The following is a 15,039-nucleotide window of genomic DNA, read 5'->3' on the forward strand; positions in this document are numbered from 1 at the left end:
CGCAAGGGACGTTCGGAGCTACCGAGAATCTCCCGAACACTCACACCGAAGCGCAACAGGTGGAATACTCACTGTGAACAGGAGACCTGCTTGCCAGGAGAAAGTCAAGTAGAATTTCCACTTAAGCACAAAAAGCCTGGTGGCAGGGCAAACCAAAGCGGACCTTAGACATCAAAAAGGACAGGTGAGCGGCCTTGACGACTCCCGGACCACGCGTTCTCCGCCTTCAACTGGGCAGGGAGATCCGACGACTTCGGGAAGGCGCCGACCTGACGCGGGATGACCTCGCCCGAGCCTTGGCATGCAGCGCATCCAAGGTGAGCAAGATCGAGTCAGGTTTCAGCACGGTGACTTCCACCGAGACGAGCAAGCTCGTGAAGCTCTTCCGGCTCAGTGCCGACGAGGCTGCGACCTTCCGCGACCTGGCTGCGTCTGCCCGCAAGCGCGGGTCCTACGGCAAGGTCCTGGACTTCGCACGTGGATACGTGAGCGTGGAGGCCGATGCGAGCGCATTGAAAATCTTCTACGAAGAGCTGATCCCCGCCTTGTTCCAAACGCCTGCCTATGCCGCGGCTGTCTGCTCCACCTCAGTCACGATCGCGCCCGCCGACATCGAGCGCGTGGTCGGGGGCAGGTTGCAACGAGCATCAATCCTGGTCCAGGCATCTCCGCCGAACGTGGCGCTCGTCTTGGGAGAGGGTGCACTTCACCGAGCTGTCGGCGGTCTCTCCGTGCTGGAGGAACAGCTACGCCATCTGCGGGACATCGCCCAACAACCCCATATCGACCTCCAGATCCTTCCGTACAGCTCTGGAGAACACGCAGCGATGGGGACCGGCTTCACTCTCCTGAACTTGGACGAGGTAGAAGCGACCTACGTCTATCTGGAGGATCTCACCAGCTCCGACTTCTGGGATCGGCCGCAGCACACCGGAGTCTACGAACTCGTCTTCAACAAGCTCCAAGTGGCGGCGCTCGGCAAGCGTGAGAGCATACTGCTCATAGAGGACCGCATCAGAACCTTGGAAAAGGGGAAACACTGATGTCTCAGCAGAACCGAGCGTCTGTTCCGTGGCACAAGAGCAGCTACAGCTCCGGAGCCAACAACTGCGTTGAGGTTTCCGAGGGGTCATCCACAGGCGTTCGCGACACCCAGAACCGCGACCAGGGTACGCTCACCTTCAACTCCGCCGAATGGCACGCGTTCCTCGGCAGCGCGAAGAGCTGATCCAGTGCCGAAGGGCCGCGCCACAGGGCACGACCCTTCGGTCTTCTGAAGACATGGCCAAGGCCCCATCGGTCCGGCGCCCTACGGCTGCTTGCCGGTCCCGTTGCAGAGCGGGCACGGAATCCGGTCGACCTTCCCGTCCTGGGACTGCGTGATGGTCTTTCGCCCATCGCAGTTGGAGCAGTTCACCTCTTTGCTGTGGTCACCCACGGGGATCTCCTTCCTCACCGCACCCGGTTGCGCGGCTGGTCCAACCACACCTGCTGGCCTTCGGCGTCCACGGTGAGCCCGAACCGCTCCAGCTCCGGCTCACCGAGACCCACCCAGGCCAGGTAGGCCGCCTCCATCTCCGACCACAGATCGCGCGGCCCGTACTCGGTGACCTCCGCCGCGCCCCCGTCCTCCGGGCGAATCGCCAGGGCATATGCACCAGTCACGGGGTCGTGCAGGCTCACCCGGTCGGAGTCCTCGCCCAAACCGCTCACCACGACCCCCGGCAGAAGCGCGGCCACCACCATTTCCAGCCCCGGGCCCGCACTCGTCACCACCATCGGGTCCAGCCGCGCCTCCGTCTCACGAGGCGCCCCCTCCAGAGAGGCGTATCCGGGACGCTGGGAACGCGCCATCATGAACGCCGTCCCTCCGTGGAGCCGGCCGATCGCCCGGTCTCCCGTGGTCCTGAGCCTGAGCTTGTGGCCCCGGACCTGCACGGGTGACCACGGCGCGACGATCACTCCCCCTGGACGGGTCTGCTCCACCCAGGCGAACGGCACCTCGCGCACGGCGCACGTCACGTGCACGCGGTCGTAGGGAGCACCCTCGGGAAACCCGGCGAGCCCGTCACTCACCACCAGGTTCGGCCGGTACCCGGCGGCTTCGAGGTGGTCGGCCGCGACCTTGGAGACCCGCTCGTCCACCTCGACCGAGGTGACGCTGCTCGCGCCCAGACGCTCGGAGAGCAGTGCGGCGGTCCATCCGGTCCCGGTGCCGACCTCCAGGGCCCGGTCCCCCGGGGAGGGGTCGAGCAGGTCGAGGAACTCCCCGACCAGGCTGGGCGCGGTGCTCGAACTGCTCGGCGCACCGGTTCGCACCGTGTCCTCGGACAGCTCCACGGTCCCGTCCGCGACCTGGGTGAGCAGGGTCGTGTCCGCGTAGACGGCGACCCGCCACCGGTCCGGGTCCTCGGTGCGGTCCACCCAGTACGACGGTTCGTCGCCCATCGGGCTCGCCTGGACGGCGTCCGGGATGAAGAACTCCCGGGGGACCCTCCGGAACACCTCTTCCCAGGCTGCGGGCGCGAGCGCCGCCAGGTCCCCGGGCCCGGGTTCGTCGGCCATGCGGACTCCCTTCTCGGTCAGAGTCGTCATGCTCACGATGGTGGCTCCTCCGTGCTTCACGGTCAGTGGAACCAAACAAGAGACTATTCCTAGAAACTGATCACTTCAAGGAATAGTTCTGTGACCACGAAGCAAGGGAACCCGAAGCGGCGCCGGGGAAGAGGCAGGGGTCAGGCGTGCTCTCGGGTCAGCTCGGCGAGGAAGGCACGCGCCTCGTCGTCATAGATCGCGGCGTCCGCGAACAGCTGGAAAACTTCCAGGTGGAATCGGATGTCCCGGGGCTCCGAGATCGACCTGTGGGTCGTGAAGCTCTCCACGGACACCTCGCGCTCATCGAGCACGGTGAAGCCGTTTTTCGGCACCTGCGGCACGAAGACGTTCCACGGCAGGACTCCAAGGCGCACGTTCTCCAACGTGGACAGATTCGCCAGCCTGTCCAATTGCGCCCTCATGGTGGCAGAATCGCCCATGCGCCAGCGAAGAGCGGCTTCCGTGATGACGAAGTGGAACTGCCGCTCAGGGTCGAACAGCAGTGTCTGCCGATCGAGGCGGGCGCGTACGGCCCGGGCGACGTCAGTGGTCTCCATCGTCAGTGGCTGTCCGAACACCGCGCGTGCGTACTCCGGGGTCTGGAGCAGCCCCGGCACCAGACTGGGCTGGAAAGACCGGATCACCGATGTGGATTGGGCGTTGCGCCCGATGTCCTCCTGAACACGGTGTAGCCCTCGTTTGCGCAGCATGCGCAAGGTGGCGTACCGGTCGTTCAGCGTTTCCGCCCGCTCCTCCAGCCTTTCCCGCACCTCAGTGGGCGGCTGGTAGAGGTCGAGCAACGCCCCTACATCCTCGCTGGAAGGAACCACCTTGCCGGTCTCGATTTTGGAGACCTTGGCCTGACTCCACCCCAACCGCCCGGCGACGGCCACCCCGGACATGCCAGAAACCGCACGGAGCTGGCGAATACCCTCAGCCAGCTCCGCACGGTCCCGCTCGAACGATTCAGGTATGGCCATCAGTCCCGGTGGTACTGCGGATGCGCACTCCAATACTCGTTGAAGGGTACGGCCTGCGCCAACGCGAGATCACGCTGGGCTCGGTAGTGTCCCAGATCCGGGTCCGCGAGAAGCTCCTTGCCGAGGATCTCTCCGTCCTCGCGGTAGTCCATGCGGACCACATGGGTCTCGTCGAAGAACCAGAAGTCCTCGTCGAACAGCCCTTCGGGACGACCGTGTTCGGCCGTATCGAGGATGAGGATCTCCTCGCCGGCCTGGGAGGTGAAGGTGTACCCCCACTCCATCTCGTAGCGGAGGTAGTCCGTCAGGGGGCTGTGGACGACATGGACCCGGTAACGCCGGATGCCACGGCTCGTCTGGTCCTTGATCTCCTGCATGTAGGGAGTGGTGACGCCCACCCTGGGGCAGGGCTCTCCGTCAAGATAGGACTTCAGGGACGACGCCTCCGACACCGGGTTGTAGACCGGCAGGGTCTCCAACCTGAAGACACTCTTGGTCGTCCCGTCGAACAGTTCGTCGAAGCCCGCTTTACTCAGTGACAAATCGGGTTCCCTTCAACAGGTCCGCGGGCACCTCTACCGCGCTCTCTCCTATGGGCAACCCGAGACCGGCGAGAGTGCCTGGGTCGATGATCGAGTACCCCTGCACGATGTACGTGCCTCGATCCGTCTCATAGACGGCCGGGCAGTCTCCATCCCAGCAGTCACCGCTGATCCTCGTGAACTTCAAGGGGGTCTCCTCGTTCGAAGGGAGCCGATACACGGAGAGTATTCCCATAAATGGGCCTTGTAAAGGAATACTCCGCAATAGCGCGACTGCCTGTGACGATCGGGTCACCGCTCCCCACCCCGGACGGGTGACAGGCGGGCGGGGACCGCCACGGCCCCGCCCGCCCGGATCAGGCGTCCTGGTGCTTCTCTACCCAGGACGTGAGGGGTTGTCCCTGGATCGCGGCCGCCATCAGCTCCGGGAACACGTCCGGCGTGCAGGCGAACGCGGGAACGCCCATCTCCGCGAGCGCCGACGCGTTCTCGCGATCGTAGAACGGCGCGCCCTCGTCCGACAGGGCCAGGAGGACGACCACCTGGACCCCGGCGGCCTGCATGGCGGCCACCCTCTTCAACATCTCCGCTCGGACACCGCCCTCGTACAGGTCGCTGATCAGCACGAAGATCGAGTCCGCGGGCTTGGTGATGAGCCCCTGGCAGTACGCGATCGCCTTGTTGATGTGCGTGCCGCCGCCGAGCTGCGTGCCGAAGAGCACCTCCACCGGGTCGGTGAGCTGTTCGGTCAGGTCGACCACGGCGGTGTCGAACACGACCAGCGACGTGCGCAGGGTGCTCATGGAGGCCAGGACGGCGCCGAACACGCTCGCGTACACCACCGAGGAGGCCATCGACCCGCTCTGGTCGATCGCCAGGACGACGTCCTTCTGCACGCCCCGGCTGCGGCGCCCGTACCCCACCAGGGTCTCCGGCACGATCGTGTTGTGCTCGGGCAGGTAGTTGGCGAGGTTGCGGCGGATCGTGGCGTTCCAGTCGATGTCCGCCACCCGGCGCGGCCGGTGGGTGCGCGCCGACCGGTCGATCGCCCCCTGCACCACGGAGCGGGTCTTCTGCGCGACCCGGCGCTCCAGGTCGTCCACCACCCGGCGCACCACGGCGCGGGCGGACTCGCGCGCCTCGTCGGGCATGACCCGGTTGAGGGACAGCAGGGTGCCCACCAGGTGCACGTCGGGTTCGACGGCCTCCATCATCTCCGGCTCCAGGAGCAGCTGGTGCAGGCCCAGCCGGTCCATGGCGTCCTTCTGCATCACCTGCACGACGGAGGTCGGGAAGTACTCCCGGATGTCGCCGAGCCACCGTGCGACCCGGGGCGCCGAGCCGCCGAGGCCGGCGCTGCGCCGGCCGTCCCCGGCCCCCCGGTCCGCGTCGCCCCGGTTGTACAGCGCCTCCAGCGCGCCGTCCATGCCCTGGTCGGCGGCGCTCAGGCCGCCCGCGCACTGCGCCTCGCGGCCGAGGACCAGCCGCCAGCGGCGCTCCCGCTCATCCGTGACGCTCACGTGTGGCTCCTTCCGGTGGTGAGGATGGCCAGGGCCGCGGCCAGGGCGGGGGCGGCGCGTTCGACGTCCACGTCCGCGCGGACCGCCGCGGGGCCGGCGGCCGGGGCCGCCCTGCCGATCCGGGCGGCGGCGGCCCCGATCTCCCGCCGCTCCGGCCCCTGGAAGGACCCGAAGGTGCGCCTCAGCAGCGGCAGCACGACGGTGAAGCGCTCCTCGGGCAGGCCGAGCAGCCAGGTGTCGATCAGCCCCAGCAGGTGGTCGTCGTGCACCAGGATCAGGCCGCTGCCCCGGAGGAACCCCTCCAGCCACGCGGCGGCCGTCGCGGGCTCCTCGCCCGGGGACATCGCCCGTCCGAGGCGGCGGCGCAGCTCGTCGTCGTCCACCAGCCCGGCGTCCGACAGCATCCGGTTGACGCGGCCGGCGATCCGGCCGGGCAGGGTGTCCCGCCGCGCGAGGGCGACGAGGGCCGCCGTCCAGGCGGCGGCGCCCTCCCCTCCCAGCAGGGTCGCCGCCGTGTGCGTCTCGTCGATCCGCCCGACGAACCGCTCCGCCGCGTCGTCGTCCAGGCCGTGCACGGCGGGGGCCAGCCCGACGCAGACGCGGCGCAGGATCTGCTCGGCGACGGTGCGCAGGTGTCCGCTCTCGGTCCCGCGCACGTCGCCGTAGCGGGCCGACCGGGCGAGCGGGGGCAGCGCGCCCATCAGGTGGGTGACGTCGCTGTCGGTGGCCGCCCGGTCGGTGAGCAGGGCCAGGACCCGGGGCAGGGCCTCGCCCAGCTCCGCGAACAGGCACTGCTCGGTGAGCGAGGTCAGCTCCGGCAGCGTCGCCTCCCCGGCGAGGTCGACCGCCCGGGCGGCGGCGGCCGAGGCCACGGTGGTCCCCCACCGGCTGGCCTCGATCAGCGCCACGTCCATCTCCGGTTCCCAGCGCAGCCGCCACGACTCCCGGAAGGTCCCCTTGTGTCCGCCGTCGGGCGTGCGCGGAACGCCCCACTCCACGCCGAGCATCCGCAGCCGGTGCAGCAGCACGCCGCGCCGGCGCTCGTTGTCCTTGCGCAGGTCGAGGTCGAGGTCGCGGTCGAAGGGCTCCGGTTTGAGCCGCAGCCGCTTCTGGGCGGCGACCAGGTCCCGCTGGAGCGGGACCATGGGCGTGGACGGGGGCACCGCGCCCATCCGCTCGCCGATCGCCATCCGCCGGTGGACGAGGGCGGCCCGGGTGGGCTCGCCCTCGCACAGGACGGCGGTGAGCGCCTCGGACACCTCGTCGAGTCCGGCGAGGGGTCGGCCCCGCAGCACGGCGAGGCTCTCGGCGAGCCGCACGCCCTCGATGACGTGCGAGGACGACACCCCCTGCCCCTCGTCGCGCAGCATGCGGGCGGCGTCGGTGAGCCAGCGGTGCACCGGCCGGTCCGCGACGGTGAACAGGTGGTGGTACCAGCCGGGCGCGGACACGCCCGCGCCGTAGCCGCTGTCCGAGGCCAGGCGACCGTGGGTCCACGGCACCCAGGTCGCGGTGACCTTGACCTTGGGCAGGCCCTTGAGCAGGGCGGCGTCGTCCTTGACCGGGTGGTCGGCCAGGTCGCGCAGGGCGGGGGCGTGCCAGGCGCCGCAGACCACGGCGACGCGCTCGTGGCCCTGTTTGAGGGTGGCGCGCAGGGTCTGGCGCATGTACGCCTCGCGGCGGGCGTTGCGCGGCTCCTCGGGGCCCGACTCCGCGCGGACGGCGGCCATGGCGTCGGCGATCGCGGGGAACGGGGAGGGCTCCCCGTCGCCGCGCTGCTCGACGACGTCGTCCCACCAGCGTTCGGCGTCGTCGTAGCCCGCGGCCTCGGCGAGGACGCCGAGCGGGTCCAGGCGGACCCGCTCGGGCTCGCCGACGGCCTCCTCGACCCCGGCGCCGTCGGCGCCCTCACCCGGCTCCCCGGCGCCGGCCTCCGTGTCCGTCCCGGCGCCGTGGTCCTCCGCCTCTGCCATACGCTCGGCGAGGGTGTGTGCGGCGGGCAGGTCGCAGAAGCGCACCGGGACGTCGTTGGCCACCGCGTAGCGCAGGGCCTCCCACTCGGGGGAGAAGCTCGCGAACGGCCAGAAAGCCCACCCGTCCCTCGACCGGCGGTCCTCGACCGCGGCCCTCTCCTCCCCGCCGCCCCCGGCCGGGGCCTTCCCGCCCCTCGCGGGGGCATCGGCCACGTAGGCCAGCAGCGCCACCGGCGGCTCCAGCTCACCGACGAGGGCGGTGAGCGCGTCCGCCTCCGGCGGCCCCTCGATCAGCACGGCGTCCGGCTTGATCTCCTCCAGGGCCGCCCGGACGGCCCGGGCCGAACCTGGGCCGTGGTGCCGCACGCCGAGGACGTGCAGCCCGCTCGTGTCCAGTCGGGGTCGGCCCATCAGGCGCCCACCTCACGGCACGCGCGGTAGAACTCGCCCCAGCCGTCGCGGCCGCGCGCGACGGTCTCCAGGTACTCGCGCCACACCACGCCGTCGGACACGCGGTCCTGGACGACGGCGCCCTGGATGCCCGCGGCGACGTCGGCGGCGCGCAGCTTCCCGTCGCCGAAGTGCGCGGCCAGGGCGATGCCGTTGGTGATCACCGAGATGGCCTCGGCCGTGCTCAGGGTGCCGCTGGGCGACTTGACCTTGGTGCCGTTGTCCTCGGTGACCCCGGAGCGCAGTTCGCGGAAGACCGTGACGACCCGCTGGATCTCGGTGAGGCTGGTGGGGACCTCGGGCAGCTCCAGCGAGCGTCCCAGCTGCTCCACGCGCTGGGTCACGATGCGGATCTCGTCCTCCGCGCTGTCCGGGACGGGCAGCACCACCGTGTTGAACCGGCGGCGCAGCGCGCTCGACAGGTCGTTGACGCCGCGGTCGCGGTCGTTGGCGGTGGCGATGATGTTGAACCCGCGCCGGGCCTGCACCTCGATGCCGAGTTCGGCGACCGGCAGGGCCTTCTCGGACAGCACGGTGATGAGGCCGTCCTGGACGTCGGAGGGCATGCGGGTGAGCTCCTCGATGCGCCCGATGGAGCCGCGGGCCATCGCGGTCATCACGGGACTGGGCACGAGGGCGGCCTCGGAGGGCCCCTCCGCGAGGAGCCGCGCGTAGTTCCAGCCGTAGCGGACGGCCTCCTCGGAGGTCCCGGCGGTGCCCTGGACCAGGAGGGTGGAGTCACCGGAGACGGCGGCGGCCAGGTGCTCGGACAGCCACGTCTTGGCGGTTCCGGGGACACCGAGGAGGAGCAGCGCGCGGTCGGTGGCCAGGGTGGCGACGGCGACCTCGACGACCCGGCGGGCGCCGATGTACTTGGGGGTGATCTCGGTGCCGTCGTCGAGGGTGGCGCCCAGCAGGTACTGGGTGACCGCCCACGGGGACAGGCGCCAGCCCGGGGGGCGCCGGCGGTCGTCGGCCTTGGCCAGCGCCTCCAGTTCGGCGGCGTAGGTCTGCTCGGCGTGCGGGCGGATGGCCTGGGCCGCGTCGGTGCTGATGGCGGAGGTGGTCAACTAGAGCTCCTTGTGCATGTCGAGTCGGAATCGGAGGGTGTCCCGAAGCCGGAGGTAGGCGTCCGCGGTGTCGTCGAACGGGGGTTCGGTGCTCAGGCCGGCGAGGTGCTCGGGGGGCATGTGCTCGGCCGCGGCCTCGCAGACCTCCCGGTAGCCGTAGGAGTCGCGTCCGCGTCCGGGCCGGTGCAGGCGCCGGACGACCTGCTCGGACAGGGCCGCGGTCCAGGGACCGCGGGTGGCGCGCAGCATCTCGCCCCAGCGCTCCAGCCCCACCCCGGGGTTGAGGACGCCCTGCACGTGCGCGCAGCGCTCCTCGACCGGCAGCAGGTCCAGGAGCTTCTCCAGCTGGAACGCCCCGCGGGTGTGGGCGTGGGAGCGGTGGGAGACGCGGGGGCCGATCGCCTCCAGGACGGCCCTCGCCCACGCGGTGTCCTCCTGGACGACGACCGCGTTGACGAAGGCGTCGCGCAGTTCGGCGTCGCCGGAGTCGGTGGCGGCGTCCAGGATCCCGGAGGGGCCGGTGCCGAGCAGGTCGGGCCACACGTCCAGCGGGGCGTGGGTGACGAGCGCCCAGAGGCGTTCGGACCGCTCGTTCTTGCCCTCGGGCTGCTGCTGTGGCGCCGCGAGCGCGAGGTCGCGGTGGATGTCGTCGCGCCGGGTGTGGACGGTCTCCACCCGCAGTCCGCCGTTGTCGCCCGCCGACGCGTACTCGCGGACGTGGCCGCGCAGGCGGTGCGCGTGGGCGCTGTCGGGCAGCCGGGTGAGGAGTGACAGGGCCAGGCCCCGAACGTTGGCGCCCCGGTCGTCCAGGGCGTGTTCGAGGAACTCCTCGTCGGCGGGGCCCAGCCCGGTCGCGAGCGCCTCCAGGAGCCGGCGGCGGAGCTCGGCCTTGGCCAGGTCGGACCAGACGCCCCGGAGGAGCTCGCGGGCCGCGTCGGGGTCGGTGGTCCGCAGTGCGGCGAGGGCGCGTCGCCTCCGGGCGGGGCTCCCCTGCTCCCACTCGTGCCGGTCGAACCGGTCGCCCGGGAGGGACTCGCCCAGCATGTACTCCCAACCGGGGTTGAACCGGGCCAGCCAGTGGCCGCGTCCGCCGACGGCCGCCGCGAGCGCGGGGCGCAGCCGGCTGTCGCGCGCCCCCTGGTCGAGGAGGGCGGGGACGCTGGAGTGGGCGGCCCGCCTCCCTCCGGCGGCGGCGAGTTCGAGCCACTCGGGCAGGAGGGGGAGGCGTCCGGCGAGGATGCCCTCCAGCCGGCGCGTGGCGGCCTGCCCCACCTCGGGGCGTTCGTCGGGGGCGTCGGGCGCGACGGGCGTCGCCTCGGCGGGTGTGTACCCGGCGGCGCGGCGGACGGCGGCCAGGGCGGCCCTGTCCAGGAGGGTCTCGGCTCCCTCGGCGGCGGGGGTGGAGGGCAGGTCGGGGGTGTCGGGCACGGCCCGGCGGGAGGTGCCCACGAGGGCGGCGGAGACCAGGCGGTCCCAGGAGTCGACGGCGGTGAGGGGGGCCAGGGGGTCGAGGGGTTCGGTCGTGCCGGTCACAGGGAGACCGCCTTTCCGTTCCGGTCCCACACGGTGAGGGGTGTGAGCCCGTGGGAGGGCGACCACTCGGCGGCGACGGTGGCCGGATGGCCGCCGGTGACCGCGAGGAGGCGCCAGGGGTCGGGGGAGGCGAGGGGGAGGGCGGCGCCGGTCGGGTCGGCGAGGTGCCACCGGTCGCCGTCCCCGGCCGGGAGTGCGGGGGCGGCCCGGTCGAGCACGACCGGCCAGGCGTCCTGCCAGGGGTCCTCGGCCAGGACCGCGGCGAAGGCGTCGAGGGCCTCGGCGACGGTGCCGCCCCCGGGCTCCGGCGCCGGGCCGGTGTCACCGTCGCCCAGGGGGACGATGCGGTGGCCGTCGGGGTAGAACGCGAACTCGGCGGCGACCTCGGTGCCGACCCGGAAGGCGGTGGCGGGCGCCTCCCCGGCGCGGCCGAAGGTCAGGGACAGAGCGGTGCGCCCGGTCCCGGCTCCCCGCAGCCACACCCGGCGTGCGCGCATGTCGTTCTCGGGGGTGGCGACGTCGCGCCATCCCAGGACCCGCCACGTGTCGCGGACCCGCTCGCCGCCCGCGAGGACGTCCTCGGCGCGGGTGGTGATCCCGACCCTGGCGCGGACCGCCCCGCGGGTGCGCTCCCCGAGGGCGTCCCCTGCCCGGTGGCCGACGACCAGCAGGTGGAGCAGGCCGAGCTGTTCGAGCACGCGCTCGGGCCAGTGGTCCCCCCTGGCGGCGGAGGGCAGCTGGGAGACGAGGGTGGAGGCTCCGCGCGCCTTGGCGTCCGTGAGGCGCCTGGCCATGCGGTCCCAGTGGTCGTAGCCCTGCTTGGGCACCTCGGCCAGGCCCGCGTCGACCTGGTCGTAGAGCCAGGTCCGGAGTTCCTCCAGTCCGGCGCCGACGGCCTCCTCCCGCTTCTGGAGGGTCTGCGCCGCCTTGGCGGGGTCGGCGGGCGCCGCGGGGGTCCCGTTCTCGGCCCGGGCCCGGCGGGCCGCGCGGCCGTTGAGCCAGGAGCCCACCCATTCGGGTTTCTCGGCCCGGACCGCCACGTCGTCCTGGGCCCACAGCGCGAGCAGGGCCAGGACGTGCTTGCAGGGGATCTTGCGGCTGGGACAGCTGCACTTGAAGGCGGGGCCGCCGTCACCGTCCAGGTGGACGGCGGCGAGGTAGGGCTTGGAACCGCTGCCCTTGCACTCGCCCCACACGGCGGAGGCGCCGCCGGAGGGGGCGGCGACCACTCCGCGCTCCGGCCAGGACCCGCCCTTGGCCACCTTGATCGCGGCCTTCTGGGAGGAGGGGTCCGGAGCCAGAGCCCATACGTCGTCGGTACTCCATCGATCGCTCACATGGAGAACACTACGGAACGACAGTGACAAATCGGGGTGTTCCGACAGCCCCTCGCACGACCTTTCCCGGGGGCGCCGTCCGGACATCCGGAACTGTCCGGGCCCCGTGGAAGGATGGGGCAGCGGACCGGCCCGCCCACGGCCACGAACCCCCCGTGTGCCACCGAAAACGCATTAACGGCATATAAAATACATTTGTTCTCTCTGGCCGTTTTATCCTGGTGCCGAAAGTCCTGATCCGCGCATTTTTCTGAGGGTGTTGAAAACAGATCTATTACCCTCCTAGAATGCCACGACCAGGATCTCAGCCCCCGGTCGCCACGCCTCCGGGGAATGCGGTCCCGGAACCCGGCCACGGCCCGCCCTTCCCGCCTGCGGCCGAGACCGTCCCCGCTCCCCCTCCCCCGACACCAAAGAAACACAACGTCTCCTCGAAGGGAGGGAAGCGGCTCCCGTGACCCCCGGGTACCGCGACCCCGATGACGACCACCCGACCCGGCGACGAAACCGCCCCGCCCGGAGCCCCCGGCTCCATGCCCCCCCGGGGGTGCCCGGCCGATATCACCCGCCTGTACGGGACCACGCCCGACACCGGGCGCGACGCGCTCTGGGCCGCGCTGCGCGAACGGCACGGCCCCGTCGCACCCGTCGAACTGGAGACCGGGGTACGGGCCTGGCTGCTCCTCGGCTACCACGAGAACCTCACCGTCCTCCAGAACCCGCACATGTTCTCCCGGGACACCCGCCGGTGGCGCGAGGTGGCCGAGGGCCGCGTCGACCTCGCCTCGGCCCGGCCCGCCCTGTCCTGGCGACCCAACGTCCTCTACGCCGACGGGGCCGAGCACACGCGGCTCCGCGGAGCCGTCGTGGAAGCCCTGGCCAGGGTGGACATGGCCGCCACCTCGCGCATGGTCCGGCAGCTCTGCGAGGAACTGATCGACGCCTTCGTGGCCGAGGGCAGAGCCGATCTCGTCGCCCAGTACGCCAACCCGCTGCCCGTGCTGGTGATCAACCGGCTGTACGGGCTCTCCGACAGCTACGGGCACATGCTCGGCGACCTCACCGCCCTCATCTTCGACGAGGACGCCAAGCGGGGCGAGGACGCCATCGGCCGCGTCCACCAGTACTTCTCCGGGCTGGTCGACCGCAAGCGCGAGCACCCCGGACCGGACCTGGTGTCGTGGATCCTGGAGCACCCCTCGGGCCTGAGCGGGCACGAGGTCGCCCACCAGGCGGCCCTCATCAACAACGCCAGCCACCAGCCCACGACGCACCTCATCGGCAACACGCTGCGCACACTGCTCACGGAGGACCGCATCCGCGGGGCGTACACCGACGCCCGGCTGCCGGTCCAAGAGCTGCTGGACCACGTCATGTGGACGGACACGCCCTTCCAGATCCTCCCCGCCCGCTTCGCCCTCCAGGACATGCGCATCGGCAACGCCGAGGTCCGGGCGGGCGACGCCCTGCTGATCGGGTTCGACGCCGCCCACCGCGACCCCGCGGTACGGCGGGGCGAGGACGACGGCACGGGGGTGGCGAGCGGCAGCCGCGCACACCTGATGTTCGGAGCGGGTGCGCACGCCTGCCCGGCGCGCGAGATGGCCAAGATGATCGCGGCGACGGCCGTCACCATCCTGCACGAGAGGCTGACGGGCATGCGCCTGGCGGTCGACCCGGAGGAGTTGCGCTGGACGCCCTCGCCGTTCCTGCGCGGACTGCGCGAGCTGCCCGTCGTCTTCGTCCCGGGCGAGCCCTCCGCCCCGGATCCGGCCGCCGGGGACGAGTCGGCGTCCCGGCACCGGGACGGCCGACGGTCGTCCGCCGGGGAGGAGGACGGGCAGGAGGGCGACCTGCTCGACCGGCTCCTCCTCTGGTGGCGGGGCCTGCGCGGGTAGGCGCGCCGCCCTCCGGGCCCCTCGTGCGTGGCCGGGCACCTTCCGGGCGCGGGGCGCCGGCCCCGCCCCCGGAGCGGGCCGACGCGGGACGCACGGCGGCGGCCCCGGGGAGGCCCGCACCCCGGGGCCGCCGGATCCCGGCCGCGCGGCTCACGCCGCCGGGCCGGCCCGACCGCCCATCCGCCGGATCGGCCCGGCCAGCTCCTCCTCGAAGAAGGTGAAGAACCCCTCCGTGTCCGGCCCCGCGTTGACCAGGCACAGGTGGTCGAAACCGGCCTCGGTGAACTGGCGCACGGCCTCCAGGTGGCGCTCCGGGTCCGGTCCGTAGCCGAACGCGTCGCGCATCGCCTCCCGGTCGATCAGGGCGGTGGCCGCCTCGAAGTTCACCGGGTTGGGCAGCTCGGCCTGCACCTTCCACCCCAACAGGCCGAAGCGGAAGACCTCGCGCGCCGAGTCCAGCGCCTCGCCCTCGTCGGCGGCCCAGGCCAGCGGCACCTCGCCGTAGCGCGGGCCGACGCCGCCGCTCTCGCCGTACGCCCGGGTGAGCGCCTTGTCGGGCTCGGTGCAGAACAGCCCGTCGCCGAGCTCCGAGGCGAGCAGGGCGGCCTGCTCGCCCCCGGCCGCCACGATGACCGGCGGCGGCTCGTCGGGGAGGTCGAACACGCGGGCGTCCTCCAGGACCAGGTGCTTCCCCTCGTAGGAGTGGTAGCCGCCGGACCAGAGCAGCCGGATGATGTCGATCGCCTCGCGCAGCATCCGGTGGCGCGTGGTGACGTTGGGCCAGCCCCGGCCGACGACGTGCTCGTTGAGGCGCTCCCCCGAGCCCAGCCCGAGGCTGAACCGCCCCTCGGACAGGAGGGCGGTGGTGGCGGCGGCCTGCGCGACGATCGCCGGGTGCACCCGCAGGATCGGGCAGGTGACCCCGGTGGCCAGGCCGATGGTCTCGGTCCGCTCCGCGATGGCGGCCAGCATCGACCACACGAAACCCGAGTGGCCGTGGCTGTACAGCCACGGGTGGAAGTGGTCGCTGACCTCGACGAAGTCGAAACCGGCCTGTTCCGCGCGGACCGCCTGCTCCACGATCTCGCGGGGCCCGAAGCCCTCGGCGAACAGCTTGAAGCCCACCTTCATGGTGTCGTCG

The 15,039-nt window shown here is 71.7% G+C and carries 12 protein-coding genes; 3 read left to right on the top strand and 9 right to left on the bottom strand.

Annotated elements, in window-relative coordinates:
- Positions 1–194: 194 nt before the first annotated feature.
- Complete coding sequence (locus tag ABZ234_RS02590) at positions 195–1,043, top strand: helix-turn-helix transcriptional regulator (RefSeq protein WP_355010716.1); 849 nt, start codon at positions 195–197, stop codon at positions 1,041–1,043.
- Positions 1,043–1,228, top strand: coding sequence for a DUF397 domain-containing protein (locus ABZ234_RS02595; RefSeq protein WP_355010717.1), 186 nt, complete (start codon positions 1,043–1,045; stop codon positions 1,226–1,228). The genes ABZ234_RS02590 and ABZ234_RS02595 overlap by 1 nt, the downstream gene beginning before the upstream one ends.
- Positions 1,229–1,452: 224 nt before the next feature.
- On the opposite strand, the gene ABZ234_RS02600 is transcribed toward ABZ234_RS02595, so the two are convergent.
- The 8 genes from ABZ234_RS02600 to ABZ234_RS02635 all read right to left on the bottom strand — a co-directional run bounded on the left by ABZ234_RS02600 (position 1,453) and on the right by ABZ234_RS02635 (position 11,925).
- Positions 1,453–2,595 (bottom strand): methyltransferase domain-containing protein, encoded by a 1,143-nt coding sequence (locus tag ABZ234_RS02600; protein WP_355010718.1) that lies wholly within the window; start codon positions 2,593–2,595, stop codon positions 1,453–1,455.
- 140 nt (positions 2,596–2,735) lie between these two features.
- Complete coding sequence (locus ABZ234_RS02605; protein WP_355010719.1) at positions 2,736–3,575, bottom strand: helix-turn-helix transcriptional regulator; 840 nt, start codon at positions 3,573–3,575, stop codon at positions 2,736–2,738.
- Positions 3,575–4,117 (bottom strand): DUF6879 family protein, encoded by a 543-nt coding sequence (locus ABZ234_RS02610; protein ID WP_355010720.1) that lies wholly within the window; start codon positions 4,115–4,117, stop codon positions 3,575–3,577. Before ABZ234_RS02610 ends, ABZ234_RS02605 begins: the two co-directional genes overlap by 1 nt.
- Positions 4,118–4,473: 356 nt before the next feature.
- On the bottom strand, positions 4,474–5,637 hold the full coding sequence (locus tag ABZ234_RS02615) for a VWA domain-containing protein (RefSeq protein ID WP_267947118.1): 1,164 nt from the start codon (positions 5,635–5,637) through the stop codon (positions 4,474–4,476).
- Positions 5,634–8,021 carry a DUF5682 family protein gene (locus ABZ234_RS02620; protein ID WP_355010721.1) on the bottom strand — a complete coding sequence of 796 codons (2,388 nt, stop codon included), beginning with the start codon at positions 8,019–8,021 and terminating at the stop codon, positions 5,634–5,636. Before ABZ234_RS02620 ends, ABZ234_RS02615 begins: the two co-directional genes overlap by 4 nt.
- Positions 8,021–9,130, bottom strand: coding sequence for an AAA family ATPase (locus ABZ234_RS02625; RefSeq protein ID WP_267947120.1), 1,110 nt, complete (start codon positions 9,128–9,130; stop codon positions 8,021–8,023). Before ABZ234_RS02625 ends, ABZ234_RS02620 begins: the two co-directional genes overlap by 1 nt.
- Positions 9,131–10,663 (bottom strand): DUF5691 domain-containing protein, encoded by a 1,533-nt coding sequence (locus ABZ234_RS02630; protein ID WP_355010722.1) that lies wholly within the window; start codon positions 10,661–10,663, stop codon positions 9,131–9,133. It lies immediately after the preceding gene.
- Positions 10,660–11,925: an SWIM zinc finger family protein gene (locus ABZ234_RS02635; RefSeq protein ID WP_355010755.1), complete on the bottom strand. Its 1,266-nt coding sequence runs from the start codon at positions 11,923–11,925 to the stop codon at positions 10,660–10,662. The genes ABZ234_RS02630 and ABZ234_RS02635 overlap by 4 nt, the downstream gene beginning before the upstream one ends.
- Positions 11,926–12,479: 554 nt before the next feature.
- Between ABZ234_RS02635 and ABZ234_RS02640 the strand changes: the two genes are divergently transcribed.
- On the top strand, positions 12,480–13,898 hold the full coding sequence (locus ABZ234_RS02640) for a cytochrome P450 (protein ID WP_267947122.1): 1,419 nt from the start codon (positions 12,480–12,482) through the stop codon (positions 13,896–13,898).
- A gap of 150 nt (positions 13,899–14,048) precedes the next feature.
- Here ABZ234_RS02640 and ABZ234_RS02645 read toward each other — a convergent pair whose 3' ends face one another.
- Positions 14,049–15,029 (bottom strand): TIGR03557 family F420-dependent LLM class oxidoreductase, encoded by a 981-nt coding sequence (locus ABZ234_RS02645; protein ID WP_355010723.1) that lies wholly within the window; start codon positions 15,027–15,029, stop codon positions 14,049–14,051.
- Positions 15,030–15,039: the final 10 nt, after the last annotated feature.

Source organism: Nocardiopsis sp. NPDC006198 (genome assembly GCF_040613895.1).
Lineage (GTDB): Bacteria > Actinomycetota > Actinomycetes > Streptosporangiales > Streptosporangiaceae > Nocardiopsis > Nocardiopsis tropica.